Below are 16,379 nucleotides of genomic sequence, written 5' to 3'. Positions count from 1 at the left end.
AAGAGTTCCTTCACCATTCGTGTTGACCGAATGTTTACCGCTTTACGAGAGGCGGCATTTACCAATGCGCATCATTGCCCGCGAAAACACCCGCAATCGCTTGAGTGTGCCGCACGCGCAACGCCGATTAACGCCCCGGCAACCTAAATTTGATACTCACGATAAAGATCGAATTGTACGGATGTACTGCAGTTCGATTTTTCTGGCGTAAGCGTAGCGTGAGCGTGTCGATGTCAGTGTTGCGTAACCATCCGAGGGGCGCGCGGTTCGCGTCCTTCGGAATCGGTCTCTGCATCTTCGCATTGATGCCGAGAGAGACCGGCTATCAGGACATCACGTCGTTGCTGGCGCGTCAGCCCGGCGTCGCCGAGCGCTGGCAGAAGCAGGTGTTCTCCGCGGCGTCCTCGATCCAGCTCGCAACCTACAGCTTTTCCCGTCCGATCGGCACTTCGGTTCCGCAGAGCGCGATGGTTCGCCTCGCGAGCCTCGAGGGCCGCGACGTCACCGGCGCGATCAGCCGCAATCCGGCGCTTCAGGCCCCGCCGCGCTACCAGGCCGCCGATTTTCCCATGGTCGATCGTTCCATGAAGGGTGACCGTCTCGCAACTGTCACACCCACGCAGGCTCCCGAGACGACCGCACCATCCGCGGCGCCGGCACAGGAAGATCCCGCGACGTCGAACGGCTCGGTGTTCGGCGCCAAGACCGCCGCGTTGCCACAAATTATGTCGCCGGAGTCCGCAGCCGCGCTCGATCCCGAGCTTCAGGAAGCTCTGCGCGCGCCGCCGCTGCCGCAATATGCCAATCCGCCACAAGCCAGCGACGCCGCGCGCGGGTTCGCTGTCCAGCCGATCGAAGCGCTGAAGCACGCGACCATTCCGGCTGCACCGCCACGGGATCCCTTCCGCGTGAAGACCTCGAACCTGTTCTTCGGCAGCTCCTCGCTCGGCGGCAATCTCGAGAGCATCGAGAGCTGGCAACCCGGCGCCGAGCCGCTGATCGTGACGTCCGATCCGGACATGAAGGTGACGGCATCGCTGTCGCCCCCGTCGGACGATATCGCCAAGGACATCGAAAGCGGCGAGAGCGTCGCGCCGAAGGGCGAGGTCAATGCCGACAACCAGCGCGCCAGATCGCCCGCGGAGCGGCTCGCGCTCGACGACAGGTCGCGCGCAAAGTCCGAGAAGTGCCTCGCCGAAGCGGTCTATTTCGAATCGCGCGGCGAGGCCGTGCGCGGCCAGATGGCGGTTGCGCAAGTCGTGATGAACCGCGTGTTCTCCGGCAAATATCCGGACACCGTGTGCGGCGCGGTCTATCAGAACAGGCACCGCCACTTGGCATGTCAGTTCACCTTCGCCTGCGACAACAATGCCGACGTGATCCGCGAGCCCGAGATGTGGGAGCGCGCGAAAAAGATTTCGAAGGCGATGCTCGACGGCCAGATCTGGCTCCCCGAAGTGGGCAAGTCCACGCACTACCATGCCTATTGGGTGCGTCCGTCCTGGGTCGCCGAGATGAAGAAGATGTACAAGACCGGCGTCCACACCTTCTATCGCCCGCGCGCCTGGGGCGACGGCAGCGAAGAACCGAGCTGGGGCACCCCGGCCCAGACCGCGGCACTTTCCGCCGAACTCGCCCAGCAAGCCAAGAGCTCCGCCGAGATGGGCGCGATCGAGCGGCGGTAAGCGATAGGACTCGCCACGACGCAGGTTTGCTCCCTCGCCCGCAAGTGGGGAGAGGCGAGGACATCACGCCGCGATATCCAGCGCGCAGTCGAAATTCGGCGCCGAATGCGTCAGTGCGCCAGATGAGGCGTAGTCAACGCCGGTCGCCGCGATGGCCGCGATCGAGTCCAGCGTGACGCCGCCGGATGCCTCCAGCTGGAGGCGGCCCTCGTTGAGCCGCACCGCCTCGTGCAGCGTCGCAAGGTCCATGTTGTCGAGCAGCACGGCATCGGCCAGCCCGGTGCCGAGCACCTCGCGCAATTGCGCGAGCGTATCGACCTCGATCTCGATCTTGACGAGATGACCGGCATGGGCGCGGGCGCGCTCCAGCACCGCACCGATGCCGCCGGCGACCGCGATGTGGTTGTCCTTGATCAGGATCGCGTCGTCGAGGCCGAAGCGGTGATTGAAGCCGCCGCCGCAGCGTACCGCGTATTTCTCCAGCGCCCGCAGTCCCGGCGTGGTCTTTCGCGTGCAGCAGATGCGCATCTTCGTGCCTTCGGTCTGGCGGACATAGTCGGCCGTGAGCGTCGCGACGCCCGACAAGCGGCCGACGAAATTCAGTGCGGTCCGCTCCGCCGTGAGAATGGCGCGCGCCGGGCCGGAGATCGTCAGCACGTGCTGGCCGCGGGCAACCCGTGCGGCATCGCGGACCTGCGCGCGCACCTCGATCTCGGGCGAGAGTTTTTGCAGCGTTGCCAGCGCCAGCGGCAGGCCGGCGATCACCCCGGACTGGCGTGCGACCAGGATCGCCTGCGCCTTGGTCGCCTCCGGGATGGTCGCAAGCGAGGTGATGTCGCCGGCGCGGCCGAGATCTTCGTCGAGCGCGCGATGCACGGCCTCGTCGATCGCAAGCGGCGACAGGAAGGCGTCGGGATAGAGCAGTGACGTCGGGGTGATCATGCGGGACTCCATCAGGCGATCATCGGTTGGGCGGTGCGTGGCAGCGGACGCTCGCTCAGGCTGTCGGCGATCTCGCGTGCCGCCGTGAGCGTCGTCATCGTTCTCTGCGCCAGCGCAGGGACATCCGCCGGATGGTCCGAGCGGAAATGCGCGCCGCGGCTCTCGCGCCGGGCCCAAGCCGCAGCGGCGACGAGCAGGGCTGTCGTTGCCATGTTGCCAACCGCGATGTTGCTGGCTTCGCGTTCAATCGCGGCGAGGCTGCGCACCGCCTCCGCGAGCCCGTCACCGTCGCGGATCACGCCGACACGTGCGCTCATCATCATACGCAGCTGCGTCACGGCCGCAGCATCTGGCGCGCCGCCATGCGGCGCAGCCGGCGCATCGGGGAGACGGGCAGGCGAGGGGATGGCCCGGCCGGCGATGTCGTCAGCGATGCGCGCCGCATAGACCACGGCCTCCAGCAGCGAATTCGAAGCGAGCCGGTTGGCGCCATGCGCGCCGGTGGACGACACTTCGCCGCCGGCCCAGAGCCCGTCGATCGAGCTGCGGCCGCGCTCATCCACCGCAATGCCGCCCATATGGTAGTGCGCGGCGGGCGCAATCGGGATGGCCTGCATGGCCGGATCGATGCCGGCGGCGATGCAGCTTGCATGCACGGTCGGAAACTTCTCTGCAAAGCGCGCGCCCAGCGCCTGCCGTGCATCGAGAAAGGCGCCGCGGCCGGCCGCGATCTCGGCGAATACGCCCCGCGCCACGATGTCGCGCGGCGCGAGCTCGGCCAATGGATGGCGCGCAAGCATGAAACGTTCGCCGTCGCCGTTGATCAGCGTCGCCCCTTCGCCGCGTAGCGCTTCGGTTGCGAGCGGCGCCGGATCGCGCCCGACCATGATGGCGGTCGGATGAAACTGTACGAACTCGGGATCGGCGATCACGGCGCCGGCGCGTGCTGCGATCGCAAGGCCCGATCCGCTGGCCTCGGTTGGGTTGGTGGTGACGGCATAGAGATGGCCGATGCCGCCGGTCGCAAGCACGACCGCGCGTGTGGCGAGCCGGAGCGGCGGTGCCGCCGCCTCGCCGGCTTCACGCAATTGAAGGCCGGCGACCGCGCCGTCCTTCGTCAACAGCGCTTCGGCGACGAGACCTTCGACCAGTCGGATCGATCGCGTGCGGCGCACCGCCTCGCTCAAGGCCGCGATGATCGCGGCGCCCGCGCCATCGCCGCGAACATGCACGATGCGCCGCGCTGAATGCGCGGCTTCGCGCCCGACCGCGAGCCGGCCTTCAAAATCGCGGTCGAACGGCACGCCATGGGCGAGCAGGTCGTGGATCCGCGCCGCAGCCTCGCGCGCAATCCCCAGCGCAACCGCTTCGTCGACGATGTCTCCGCCGACGGCAATCGTATCCGCGGCATGCAGTTCCGGCGTATCGCCATGGGTTACCGCCGCCGCGATGCCGCCTTGCGCCCATGCGGACGATGCGCCCTGTCCGAGCGGCGCGGCCGAGATCAGCGTCACCGGCCGCGGCGCGAGTTTGAGTGCGCAGAACAATCCGGCAAGTCCGCCGCCGACGATGACGATTTCGTCGGCGCTGCGGGAGAAATTGTGGATGTTATCTTGCATGTTTCGCTCTCAATTCTTCAGATTGATCATCCGCTCGACCGATCGTCGCGCGCGTTCCGCGAGCGCGGGATCGATCGTGACCTGCTCGCCAAGCGTGAGCAGGCTGTCCAGAATCTTGGCGAGCGTGATGCGCTTCATGTGCGGGCAGAGATTGCAGGGCCGGAGCATCTCCACATCAGGCAGCTCGGCGCGGACATTGTCGGCCATCGAGCATTCCGTGATCATGACGAGTCGCCGCGGCCGCCGCTCACGTACCCAGTTGATCATGTGCGCGGTCGAGCCGGTGAAGTCGGCTTCCGCCAACACGTCCGGCGGACATTCGGGATGCGCGATGATCTGCACGGACGGGTCGGCCTCGCGAAGCCCCCGCAGCTCCTCGCCGGTAAAACGCTCGTGCACCTCGCAGGCGCCCTTCCAGGCGATGATCTGCACGTCGGTCTTCGAGGCCACGTAAGTGGCGAGGTATCGATCGGGCAGGAAGATCACGCTTGGCGCGTTCAGGCTCTCGACCACCTGCACCGCGTTAGAAGAGGTGCAGCAGATGTCGACCTCCGCCTTCACCTCCGCCGACGTGTTGACATAGGCAACGACGGGCATGCCGGGAAATCTTTCGCGGAGCAGGCGAACGTCCGCGCCGGTGATGCTGGCGGCGAGCGAGCAGCCGGCGCGGGCATCGGGGATCAATACCGTCTTGTCCGGGTTGAGCAGCTTTGACGTCTCCGCCATGAAGTGCACGCCACACTGCACGATGACGTCCGCCTTCACCTTGGTGGCTTCGACTGCGAGCTGAAGCGAGTCGCCGCCGATGTCGGCGACGCAATGAAAGATCTCCGGCGCCTGATAGTTGTGCGCGAGGATCACAGCGCCACGCGCCTGCTTCAGCTCGTTGATCGTCTTGATAGTCGGCGCCATCAGCGGCCATTCGATTGGCGGGATCACGTGCTTCACGCGCGCATAGAGCGGCGCGGTGGCCCGTTCGACCTCCGGTGTCCATTCCAGTGAGGGCATCGGCAGCGTCGGGCCGGTTCGCGCTGGCGTAGCGCTGGGAGGGATGGGGATTTGGCCCTGCGGCCGGTTGGCAAAGTCGTCGGGGCCGTAAATTCCAGTGATGGGCATCGAAGCCTCCGGTGTACGCTTGTTATACTCGATATGAGTATATCTGGAGCCCGAGAAATCCGGCCGTGAGGCCGGGTGGGTTTGTCGAGGTTCTAATATACTCAATCTGAGTAAATCGAAGGTATCACGCCATGGATGGCGCCGCTAGGTCCGGCCGCACACATTCTCGTCAAGTCGCACCCGACGCGTCAGGCAAGCCGCGATGAAATGCAATGCTCCGGTGGCAGCCCTTCGTGGAACGCAATCATTTTTGACTTGGGGTTTTCATGCATCTGCATTAAGTGCCTGACTGGCGGTTGCCCATTCCGGATCCGTCAGGGAGTGATGAGGAACACCATGTCCACTCAAGCGGGCGAGCTCGGTCCGGTCTCGCGTTCCTCCTCCTGGCGGACGCCGGCGATCATCATCCTCTGCGGCTGCGCGATCGGCATGCTCGGCTTCGGCCCGCGTTCGGCGCTGGGCTTCTTCGTGCAGCCGATGAGCCACGAATTCGCCTGGGGCCGCGACGTGTTCGGCCTCGCGATCGCATTTCAAAATTTGTTGTGGGGATTGGGTCAGCCGATCGCCGGCGCGGTCGCCGATCGCTTCGGCCTGTTCCGGGTGATGTGCGTCGGCGCGCTGCTCTATGCCGGCGGTCTGTTGCTGATGCGCTATTCTTCGACGCCGTTGTCGCTCAACATCGGCGCAGGCGTGATGGTTGGCTTCGGCCTCGCCGGTTGCTCGTTCAATCTGGTGCTGTCCGCGTTTACAAAGCTGCTGCCGTCCGAGAAGCGCGGCCTTGCGCTCGGTGCCGGCACCGCGGCAGGATCGTTCGGGCAATTTCTGTTCGCGCCGATCGGCGTGGCGCTGATCGACAATTTCGGCTGGCAGCAGGCGCTCACCGTATTCGGCTTCCTGATGCTGCTGATCATCCCGCTGTCACTGGCGCTGTCCACGCCGCCGGCCGAGAGCTCCGCGAGTAAGATCCCTGCGGATGAGCAGACCTTCACCAAGGCGCTTGCCGAAGCCTTCGGCCATCGCTCCTATGTGCTGCTGGTGCTCGGCTTCTTCACCTGCGGCTTCCAGCTCGCCTTCATCACGGTGCATCTGCCGGCCTTCCTGGTCGATCGCGGCATCTCGACGCAAACCGGCGGCTGGGTGATCGCGGCGATCGGCCTGTTCAACATCATCGGTTCGTTGAGCGTCGGCTATCTCCAGAACTCGCTGCCCAAGCGTTACATCCTCTCCGTCATCTATTTCACCCGCGCGCTTGCGACGCTTGCCTTCATCTCATTCCCGATCACGCCGTTCTCGGCGATCGCGTTCGGTGCGGTCTCCGGCCTGACCTGGCTGTCGACGGTGCCGCCGACCTCGGCACTGGTGGCGCTGATGTTCGGCACGCGCTGGTTCGCCACGCTCTATGGCTTTGCCTTCGTCAGCCATCAGGTCGGCGGCTTCCTCGGCGTCTGGCTCGGCGGCATCGTGTTCGAGCGCTTCGGTTCCTACACGCCGATCTGGTGGCTCTCGATCCTGTTCGGCGTGCTCTCGGCGCTGATCAATATTCCGATCGTGGAGAAACCGGCTCAGCGAGCGGTTGCGCAGCCTGCCTGATCGGCTAAACATCCCCTGAACAAGTCAGGGAGTTCAGTCGTGGCCACATTCAAGGCGATCCGGATCGACAAGGCGGACAAGGGCACCACAGCGCAGCTGGCGCAGTTCGACGAAGCCGAGCTGATGGACGGAGATGTCACCGTCCGCGTGGAATGGTCGACGCTGAACTACAAGGACGGCCTTGCGCTCACCGGCAAGGCGCCGGTGGTGCGCCGCTTCCCGATGATCGCCGGCATCGATTTCGCCGGCACAGTTGAAGCGTCCTCGCATCCGCAATGGAAGGCGGGCGACAAGGTCGTCTGCACCGGCTGGGGCATGGGCGAGACCCATCTCGGCGCCTATGCCGAGAAAGCACGGGTCAAAGGCGACTGGCTGGTCGCATTGCCGCAGGGCCTATCCGCACGTGACGCCATGGCGATCGGCACCGCCGGCTTCACCGCGATGCTGTCCGTGCTGGCGCTGGAGAAGCACGGTCTGTCGCCGGAGAGCGGCCCTGTGGTGGTGACGGGCGCTGCCGGCGGCGTCGGCTCGGTCGCGACCGCCGTACTCTCGAAACTCGGTTACCACGTCATCGCCTCGACCGGCCGCGCCTCGGAAGCCGACTATTTGAAAGAGATCGGTGCTGCCGAGATCATCGACCGCAATGAATTGTCGGCGGCGGCCAAGCCCCTTGCCAAGGAGCGCTGGGCGGGCGGCGTGGACAGCGTCGGCTCGACCACGCTCGCGAATCTCCTGTCGATGACGAAGTATGGCGGGGCGATCGCGGCCTGCGGCCTGGCAGCCGGCATGGACCTGCCGTCTTCTGTCGCACCCTTCATTTTGCGCGGGGTGTGCCTTCTCGGCATCGATTCCGTGATGTGCCCGATCGAGCCGCGGAAAGCCGCCTGGCAGCGTCTGGCCTCCGATCTGGATCGGACAAAACTATCTGAAATTACTCACGAAATTCCGATCGAGGAAGTTTCGGAGTGTGGCGCGAAAATTCTGGCCGGTCAGGTCCGCGGCCGCATCGTGGTAAAAATTGTTTAACGGCGTTCAGACTTTACCAACCAAGCTGCTCCAATGTTGCCATGGTTAGTATGGTAAGCAGCAGGTAAAGAGATAAGGCATCGCCCGCTGCATGGGTTGGTTCGGAGTTGTGCATGCTTGCGCGTATTGTGTTGGGGGCTGTGACGGCGGCAGCGACGTTTGCGCCGGCCATTGCTGGAAGCATGAACGCTGACGAGGCGCGCCGCTTCGTCGCCGGCAAGGTGTTCGCTTTCACCTGTTTCGACGGCACCCGCGGCGCAGGCCGCGTCCTGGACGACCTCGGCGCCGCCGGCGCAGTCCAGTTCTCAGGCGCAGGCCCGGTGAAGCATCTCCGCCTGCCCGGCAACACGCTCCAGATACGCGGCCAGAACGTCTGCGCCTCGATCAAGGGCATTCCGTTCGAGCCCTGCTTCAACCTGGAAAAGACCGACGATCGCAGCTTCCGCGGCTCGGTGTCGGGCATGGGCTTCGCCTATTGCGACTTTCACCACCAGGGCGGCAATCAGATGCTGATGGCCCGCGCCGTGCCGCGTCCGCGTTCGCTGCGCTCGTCGGAGCACACCGGTTCGGTCGGTGCGTCCAACACCGAAGTCGTCGCGCGCGTCGAGACGCCGCGTGTCGAGAGCGGCCGCCTCGAGCCGGTGAAGTCGGAAGCCAAGTCGGAACCCGCCAAGATCGATGCTCCGCTGGAACTGCGCCGCTCGACTCAGTGAGTTGGCTGCGCCGGACTGCTCGCGCACTTTGTCGTTGAGGATTTTCATCGATCACGCCGCCGCGCCGTAATCATACGGACGGCGGCCTTTATGTCTTGGTAGCGACTCGCGTCCCAATTTGCATACGGCCAGGGGGCGCAAGGGTTCTACGATGTCGCTGTATTTCTTTCGCATCAGTACCGGCCGTTATTCCGGCGCCGCCGACCAGCCATACGAGTTCGAGGATCGCGCCGCCGCCTGGACCGAGATGACCGAGGTCTGTGCCAACCTGCTCGGCACCATCGCGCGCAATCTGAAGCCGAATGCCAAATGGAGCATGGAGCTGCTCGACGAGAACAAGCAGCCGGTTTTTCGCGTCAGTCTGGTCGGTGAGACGGTGTGCTGAGACGGCTGCGAGCGGAGAGCAGGCGTCATGGAGCCTGCTGCAGGGCTGACTCCGGACAGAAGCGCGGGCCAGGCAGTGGTCGATTGCGGACCGATAGCCGCATGATGCGGCAACGATCGTTACCCGAATGGGCGGAGACACCGGCGAGCGGGCTCCGGTTACGGATCTATGACCGAGACTAGATCGTGACCGACCGAAGGTCTGGCCCCAAACATCCTTTCTAAGTTTGCCCCCGCCTGTCGATGCGGACGAGCACGGCTCATTCGGGCAACCCCGCCTTGCGAAAACCCTCGATCATCAGATTCGCATTTTTTGATAGCTGGCTCCGAGCGATCCACGCCGATATTGTGAAAGCGGGGTCGACCTCAACCGCACGAGCCGCCGCCTCACGGGCCTCAGCGTCGCGTCCAAGATGGGCGAGAGCGGACGCGAGGCAGCGGTACGGTCCTGGATAGCCAGGGTTCTGCCGCAGGGCTTTCTTGCCTGCAACCATTGCCTCGTCAAAACGACGAAGCTCAATAAAGGCAAATCCCATCCCGGTAAACGCTGTGTATAGTTGCGGGTCTACTGGGCTCATGCGCATGGCACGTTCAAAGCTCCGGATCGTTTCCTCTGGCTGCCCCGCAATCTTATAGACCCAGCCTCTGCAGTGCCACGCGCGATATGAATTTGGGTTGAGCTTAACCGCCCGGTCGGACATCTCGATCTCAGTCTCACAATCGCCGACCAGAAGTGCCGAGATCAAGGCAGCACTTGCCAACGTGTCTGGATCACCATCGTCGAGGCTCAATGCCAAGCGCATAAGTCGAACGGCTTCCTTGCGTTCGAATTGAGGATCAATGGCGTAGTTCCTAACCACGTTTTCCGTGTGACAGGCACCTGCCAGAGCAGCGGCCCAAGCAAACCCAGGGTCAAGCTCCAAGGCGCGCTGGACCAGTCGGAGTGCCTCGGCCAACCCTTCGCGGGTCAATGGGTGGGGCTGCTGTATAGCCCGGAGAAAAAAATTATATGCGGTGAGGTCTTCCGGTCGCCGCTGCGTTGCGATTGCAATTTCTGCTTGAAACAACTTTGGCTGAATAGCTGAGACAACAGCGAGCGTGACGTCGTCCTGCAACGCGAAAATGTCTGTCATGTCACGCTCGAACCTGTCCGCCCAAATGTGTGCGCCCGTAGCCGCTTCAATCAACTGGCACGTGATGCGAACTTTCCCTGACGCCTTGCGCACCGCCCCCTCAAGGACATAGCGTACGCCAAGCCTGCGCCCGACTTCCTTGATGTCGACCGCTTTGCTCTTGAAGGTGAAACTCGAATTTCGAGCGATCACGAACAACCATTTGAACTGCGAAAGCGCGGTAGTGATCTCCTCAACCATCCCGTCCGCGAAGTACTCCTGCTCGGGATCGCCAGACATGTTCGCGAACGGCAGCACGGCGATGGAGGGCTTGTCGGGAACTGCAGGAGCGCTCTCGGGCGCATCGCCCGGATTTGGGCCCGCAACTTCTCGCGCCTCCCGCACCTGTCCGACGAAACGGAGTCCCTTACGCGGTAACGTCTTGATCAGGCGCTGCTTCTCGCCGGAATCGCCGATGGCGCAGCGCGCGGCGTTCAGGCGGGTCGTCAGTGCCGCATCGGAAACGCTGCGCCCATTCCAAACGGCGTTGATGAGGTCGTCTTTACTTACGACGCGCTCCCTGTTGCGGATCAGGTAATCAAGCAGATCGAACACCTGTGGTGCGATGGAGACGACGTCCGCGCCGCGATGCAGCTCGCGCCGGTCAGGGTCGAATGCGTAATCCTCGAAGAGATAGCGCAAGATGCGAATCCCCTTGGATGAGAGCCCCCGATAGACCGGATAGCGCTTTGGCCTGGCTGGACATCGCAAGAATAAGCTGCAGGTGAGGAAAATGTAAGATGCCGGTCAAGCATACCCGCCGCTCTCGCGGCACCCTCGTGCCGGCTGTGACGGCTCCTGACACCATGGTGGCAACAGGGGAACGCTAAGGCAGTGGAAGAAACACCGTCCCAGGGGGACTTCGCAATGAGTTCGACGCACGGCACGACGTGGCTGGAACGGACATCCGTATCGACCCGGCAGGTCTCCAGCTTCATCTGGAAATATTGGGATGCCTTTCGGAAGCGCCGCGAATGCCAAAAATTGCGCGCCACCTTGTCCAGGCTAAGCGACACGGAGCTGATGGACATCGGCACCACGCGCGGAGAGATCGACTACGTCGCTTCGCACCGAGGTATTGACCCGCGAGGCATCCGATCCGGCGAATGGCTCCGATACCTGCCAACGGTAGACGGCGAGATTGGGCCCACCGACTTCCGATAAGAGTCAAAGTGAGACTTCCGCACTCGATCTCGGGGGGCCGCTTGTACCCTGAAACCGGACATCCCGGCCCCTGTAGAAAAGGGGCTTGAACTTGCAACTCGGATTACAGACGCGTGAGGGCAGTAGCCGTCCTGCATCGCGCGAAGCGCGGTAGGCCGTTGGGAGTTGCGGGATGTCTGTTGCGCCGCAACACATGGCTGCAGAGAAATAGCGTCGACTACCCCTGTTCCCGTAGTTTTACGTAGGTCCCTGTTAACGCCTGCTTGCAACTATGGGCGCAATCTTACGGGATAAGAACCAGCCAGCATTGTTGAACCGACTTCCGCCCTGTCGTCCGTCGTGACGATTGCGGCGCAGGTGTTTGCGCGTTGCTAGGTACCATCGGGGTTTATCGTGATGTCGAAGTTGTCGATCGTCTTCAAGCTTCTGACCGTATTGTCGGTCCTCGTGCTCACGCTCGCAGGCGTCGGCGTGATGGCGATCGGCACCATGCAGAACATCAACGCTCACACCGTCGAGATCGCGGAAAGCTGGCTGCCGAGCGTGCGTGCGCTCGGCTCGCTTCGGGCCGACATCAACGAGCTGCGCGTCGCGCTTCGCCTGCACCTGATGCAGGATAGCACTGAGGGCAAGGACGCCGCCGAGAAGCGCCTCGCTTCGTTGCGCGAGCGCATCGACCAGACGCGCAAGGTCTACGAGCCGCTGATCACCTCCGCCGAGGAGCGCTCGCTCTACGGGCAATGGAGCAAGGCATGGGCCGAATATCTGAACGGCGTGCAGGATGTGATGGCGCTGTCCCGCAAGGGCGCGGGCCGTTTCCCGGCCGACGCCAACGAGCTGTTGCAGACCAAGGTCGCGAAGATGGCCCAGGCCGCCGACCCGCTGCTCCAGAAGGGCATCGAGATGAACAACCGGGGCGCCGAGCTGGAGACGAAGCAGGCGTCCGACAGCTATGCCACGATCTTCCGCGTGCTGGTCGGCATCATCGTGTTCTCCGTCGTGATCGCGATCGGTGCCGCCTATTATCTCGTGCGTGACGTTTCTCGCGGTATTGCTTCGATCATCCGTCCGATGCAGTCGCTTGGCGAGGGCGACCTCTCCGCCGAGGTGCCGCATCGTGGCGAGAAGACCGAGATCGGCTCGATGGCGGATGCGCTCCAGATCTTCAAGGAGGCGTTGATCGCCAATAAGACCGCCGATGAGGCAGCCGCGCGCGACGCCGAGGCCAAGATCGAGCGCGGTCGCCGCGTCGACGCCCTCACCCGCAAGTTCGAGGTCATGATCGGCGAGGTCGTCGGCACCGTCTCGTCGGCCTCGACCGAGCTCGAGGCCTCGGCGACGACGCTGACCAACACCGCGCAGCGGGGTCAGGAGCTCGCGACCGTCGTTGCCGCGGCGTCCGAGGAGGCCTCCACCAACGTCCAGGCGGTGGCATCCGCCTCGGAGGAGCTGTCGTCCTCCATCACCGAGATCAGCCGCCGCGTGCAGGATTCGGCGCGGATGGCCGCGGAGGCCGTCGAGCAGGCCACGCGGACCAACGACCGCGTCAATGCGCTGTCGCAGGCGGCCGCCCGTATCGGCGACGTCGTCGAGCTCATCAACACCATCGCGGGCCAGACCAATTTGCTGGCGCTCAACGCCACCATCGAGGCGGCGCGTGCCGGTGAAGCCGGCCGCGGCTTCGCGGTCGTTGCCTCCGAGGTCAAGGCGCTGGCCGAGCAGACCGCGAAAGCGACCGGCGAGATCGGGGCGCAGGTCTCCGGGATCCAGGCCGCGACGCAGGAATCCGTCAGCGCCATCCAGGAGATCGGCGGCACCATCGAGCGGCTGTCCGAGGTGTCGGCAGCCATCGCAGCCGCTGTCGAAGAACAGGGCGCGGCCACGCAGGAGATCTCGCGCAACGTGCAGCAGGCTTCGGTCGGCACGCAGGAGGTCTCGATGAACATCACGGACGTGCAGCGCGGTGCGATCGAGACCGGCTCGGCCTCGACGGAGGTGCTGTCGGCGGCGAAATCGCTGGCGACCGACAGCACGCGGCTCAAAGTCGAGGTCGCGCAGTTCCTGGAGTCGGTCCGCGCGGCCTGATCCTCAAGTGCTGGTCTGCGGAGCCGGCGGCGATGCGACCTGCCGCCGGAATAGGATGCGTTGGTAGAGCCAGCCGATCGCGACCAGCACGATGCCGAGGCACATGAACGACAGTGCGCGGTAGACGCCTGATAGCGTCGACATGTCGATGACGAAGGCTTTCAGGATCGTCAGGGCGATCACGGCGGCAGACGCCAATCGCGCACGCTCGGAATTGACGAGGAGACCGACGCCGAGCAGCACCACGCCGAAGGCGAGCCAGCCGATCGAATAGGTGTATTGCTCCGCGCCCGTGGTGCCGCCGTAAAGCAGGACCGGGCCGTGATAGAAGCGGCGGATCTCCAGCGTCAAATAGGTGAGCGCGAACACCAGCGCACCGCCGGCAATCGTGTTCGCATATGCGACGGTGCGATGTCCGGCCACCGCATAGGACAGCAGCAGCATCAGCACTGCCGGGAGGGCGTAACCGAGCAGCAGCAGGTTGAACACGAGACCCCCGACATTGACGCTGGAGAGCAGCCACGGATTCTCCAGGATCAGCAGGCCGAACACGCTGATGAGCCCGGCGATCGCGGTGAGCACGACCGCGCCGACATTGTGCACGATGCTGTGGCTCCTCAGCCGCAGCCGCTCCAGTCCGATCGCCAGGGCGAGCGCGACGCAGACCTGAAGCGCGAATTCCAGCAGCGACGGCGCTGCCGTCATGCGGCCGCCGGTCGCGAAGTGCCGGATCTCCATGAAGGCGAGCAGCGCGGTGAACAGGATCGCCGCGGTCTCCACCATGCGCAGCGGCGCATCGTCGCCGCGGCGGCGCAGGAACACGCTCGCCGCCCAGAACGATGCCGCCGGCAGGCCGTAGCCCCACAACAGCCAGTTGAAGATCGGCGTGGCGCCGACGGCATCGCCCACGATGCGCGGATCATAGCCGATGCGCGCAGTGACGATCGCGGCGAAGACGGCGGCGAGCCAGCGCAGGAACGGAATCGGCCGCTGCATCGATATCCAGGCGGTGCCGAGTGACATCAGCGCCAGCGCAATGGTGAGCCATCCCTTCTCCAGCGCGAAGGTCAGCGCCAGTGCGAGTGCGCCAAGCGTGCCGGTCGCGAACAGCGCGGTGGAGATCATGACGCCCGGCCGGGTCTCGCGGCGCGTCAGGGCTTCGGTCGCAGCGCCGAAGGCGGCGGCGAGCAAGACGGCGAGGATCGCGAAAGGGATCGAGCGGTCGAGATGGGCGATGCGCGTGTAGAGCGCAACGAGGATCGCAATCGGCGTGGCGACAGCCGCCGCCGACCACACCACCGGGATGACCGCCGAGTTCGACCGGCCCTGCGCGAGGAAGCCTGCGAAGCCGAAGCCGGCGGCGAAGACCGCAGCCATCACCAGGTGTAGCGTCACTGCGCCGTCGATCGCTGTCGGCCCGACGCCGGCCATGGGGCCGCCCGGCAGCACCAGCATGTCCGGATTGGCGCGCACGGCCCATTCGGCGAACACGATAAAGACGGCCGCTGCGGCCGCGCCCAGCGCGCCTGTGGCCGACGGCGCGCGCCAGGCGACGAGCAGCGTCGCACCAACGAGAAGCGTGAAGGCGATCAGCGCAAGATCCGCATGCGCGCTCGACAGCACGATCAGCATCGCGCCGAACTGATAGGCGCCGAGCGAATTCGACGAGACCGGCTCGATTTCACCGTCCCCGATGGTGGGGCCGAACATGAAGCCGCAGACGACGAGCAGGGCAGCCAGCATGAAACCCGCGATGACGTGGAAGGCGTGCGGCGCGACCTGCAACCCATCACTGTCGAGGCCCGGGAAGATCCAGAGCACGGCGAAGGCGATGGTGGTGACCGCAAGCCAGCGCCACAGCCGGATGCGCGCGAGGCCGAAGCTCGCGGCGGTGACGATCGCAAGATAAGTATAAAGCGCCCAATAGTCCGGCCTGCCGCTGGAGACGAGGATGGGCGTCACGAACGCGCCGACCACGCCGAGGCCCGCGAGCGCGGGCCCATGCAGCAGCGCAGCGGCCAGCGTGCCGAGCGCGACGAGGCCGAGCAGCACGAAGGCGGTGGCAGGCACGAGGAAGCCGTAGAGCGCGTAGGCGGCGTAGATGGTCGCGAACGCCACGGCCGTTCCGGCCGCGGTGAGGATCGCGGGGATGTTGGCGATCGGCAGCGCCTGAATATTGGAGATGCTTTCCTTGCGCCGCGACCACTCGCCGGCGCCCAGCAGCGCCAATGCGAACAGCCCGCCGAGGAACACGCGCACGCCGGGGCCGACGAGGCCGGCCTCGATCGAATAGCGCACCATGAAGAAGCCGCCGAGGGCGAGCGCAAGGCCGCCGACCCAGACCACCCAACGCGTGCCGAGCCGCTCTTCGAAGCCGGGTGCCGGCATGGGCAGGGGCGGCGGTGCGCTGGCCTCGCTGCTTGCTTCGAGCGGGGGCGGCGAAACATCTTCGGTGACGGGTGGGGGCGGCGCCTCGGCTTCGGGCACAAGCGGCGGCTCTGCGGACGTTGTTGCAGGCGCTTCAGCCTGCACATGCGCGGGCATCAACGGCGGGGGCTGTACCTGCCGCTGTGCGTAAAACATCTCTTCGAGTGAGCTCAGCCGGCGGCGCAGTTCGGCCGCCTGGCTGGACGCCTTGATCGCGATCAGGAAGGCGATGATCGCAATGATCAGCGCAAAGACGTCAAACGGGCCGTCGAACATGAAGCCTCCAGGCGACCGGCGCGCAGGGGCCGGTCACGCAAATCCTTAGGTGTTGGTCCTGAGCATGATTCCGGATCATGCTCTAGTGTTCTGTCACTGACATTTGAATCCCAGCTTGTCGCGAACATGATTCACTCGCGGCATGGGAAACGACTTGATTGTACTTGATCGCAAGGCTCG

12 protein-coding genes are annotated in these 16,379 nt (G+C 64.7%); 7 read left to right on the top strand and 5 right to left on the bottom strand.

Annotation, left to right across the window (positions count from 1 at the left end):
• The first annotated feature begins 230 nt into the window (after positions 1–230).
• Positions 231–1,685: a cell wall hydrolase gene (locus IVA80_RS15260; RefSeq protein ID WP_247431261.1), complete on the top strand. Its 1,455-nt coding sequence runs from the start codon at positions 231–233 to the stop codon at positions 1,683–1,685.
• 63 nt (positions 1,686–1,748) lie between these two features.
• On the opposite strand, the gene nadC is transcribed toward IVA80_RS15260, so the two are convergent.
• Genes nadC through nadA form a run of 3 tightly spaced genes read right to left on the bottom strand, consistent with a single transcriptional unit; the run spans position 1,749 to position 5,362 of the window.
• Positions 1,749–2,627 carry a carboxylating nicotinate-nucleotide diphosphorylase gene (nadC, locus tag IVA80_RS15255; protein WP_247431258.1) on the bottom strand — a complete coding sequence of 293 codons (879 nt, stop codon included), beginning with the start codon at positions 2,625–2,627 and terminating at the stop codon, positions 1,749–1,751.
• A gap of 11 nt (positions 2,628–2,638) precedes the next feature.
• Entirely contained in the window at positions 2,639–4,246 is a 1,608-nt protein-coding gene (locus tag IVA80_RS15250) for an L-aspartate oxidase (protein WP_247431255.1), read from the bottom strand.
• Between the two features lie 9 nt (positions 4,247–4,255).
• A complete protein-coding gene (gene nadA / locus IVA80_RS15245; RefSeq protein ID WP_247431252.1) occupies positions 4,256–5,362 on the bottom strand; it encodes a quinolinate synthase NadA in 1,107 nt (368 codons plus the stop codon).
• Between the two features lie 336 nt (positions 5,363–5,698).
• Here nadA and IVA80_RS15240 point away from each other — a divergent pair, with 336 nt between their 5' ends.
• The 4 genes from IVA80_RS15240 to IVA80_RS15225 all read left to right on the top strand — a co-directional run bounded on the left by IVA80_RS15240 (position 5,699) and on the right by IVA80_RS15225 (position 9,076).
• On the top strand, positions 5,699–6,952 hold the full coding sequence (locus IVA80_RS15240) for an MFS transporter (protein WP_247431249.1): 1,254 nt from the start codon (positions 5,699–5,701) through the stop codon (positions 6,950–6,952).
• Positions 6,953–6,991: 39 nt separating this feature from the next.
• Complete coding sequence (locus IVA80_RS15235; RefSeq protein ID WP_247431246.1) at positions 6,992–7,978, top strand: MDR family oxidoreductase; 987 nt, start codon at positions 6,992–6,994, stop codon at positions 7,976–7,978.
• Between the two features lie 113 nt (positions 7,979–8,091).
• Positions 8,092–8,691, top strand: coding sequence for a hypothetical protein (locus IVA80_RS15230; RefSeq protein WP_247431243.1), 600 nt, complete (start codon positions 8,092–8,094; stop codon positions 8,689–8,691).
• A gap of 151 nt (positions 8,692–8,842) precedes the next feature.
• Positions 8,843–9,076 carry a hypothetical protein gene (locus tag IVA80_RS15225; protein WP_247431239.1) on the top strand — a complete coding sequence of 78 codons (234 nt, stop codon included), beginning with the start codon at positions 8,843–8,845 and terminating at the stop codon, positions 9,074–9,076.
• A gap of 259 nt (positions 9,077–9,335) precedes the next feature.
• Here the strand turns inward: IVA80_RS15225 and IVA80_RS15220 are convergent, their stop codons facing one another.
• Positions 9,336–10,889, bottom strand: a complete 1,554-nt coding sequence (locus IVA80_RS15220; protein WP_247431236.1) for a winged helix-turn-helix domain-containing tetratricopeptide repeat protein — start codon at positions 10,887–10,889, stop codon at positions 9,336–9,338.
• Between the two features lie 225 nt (positions 10,890–11,114).
• On the opposite strand from IVA80_RS15220, the gene IVA80_RS15215 reads away from it, so the two are divergent.
• Both IVA80_RS15215 and IVA80_RS15210 read left to right on the top strand, forming a co-directional pair.
• The gene (locus tag IVA80_RS15215) at positions 11,115–11,411 is read left to right on the top strand and encodes a DUF1127 domain-containing protein (RefSeq protein ID WP_247431233.1); all 297 of its coding nucleotides are present in this window, start codon (positions 11,115–11,117) and stop codon (positions 11,409–11,411) included.
• A 396-nt stretch (positions 11,412–11,807) separates the two neighbouring features.
• Positions 11,808–13,496: a methyl-accepting chemotaxis protein gene (locus IVA80_RS15210; RefSeq protein WP_247431230.1), complete on the top strand. Its 1,689-nt coding sequence runs from the start codon at positions 11,808–11,810 to the stop codon at positions 13,494–13,496.
• A gap of 3 nt (positions 13,497–13,499) precedes the next feature.
• Here the strand turns inward: IVA80_RS15210 and IVA80_RS15205 are convergent, their stop codons facing one another.
• A complete protein-coding gene (locus IVA80_RS15205; RefSeq protein WP_247431227.1) occupies positions 13,500–16,199 on the bottom strand; it encodes a DUF2339 domain-containing protein in 2,700 nt (899 codons plus the stop codon).
• Positions 16,200–16,379 lie beyond the last annotated feature (180 nt).

It is taken from the genome of Bradyrhizobium sp. 139 (assembly GCF_023074175.1).
Taxonomy (GTDB): Bacteria; Pseudomonadota; Alphaproteobacteria; order Rhizobiales; family Xanthobacteraceae; genus Bradyrhizobium.
The sequence above is the reverse complement of the archived record's forward strand: the minus strand, read 5'-3'. Positions and strand labels throughout refer to the sequence as shown.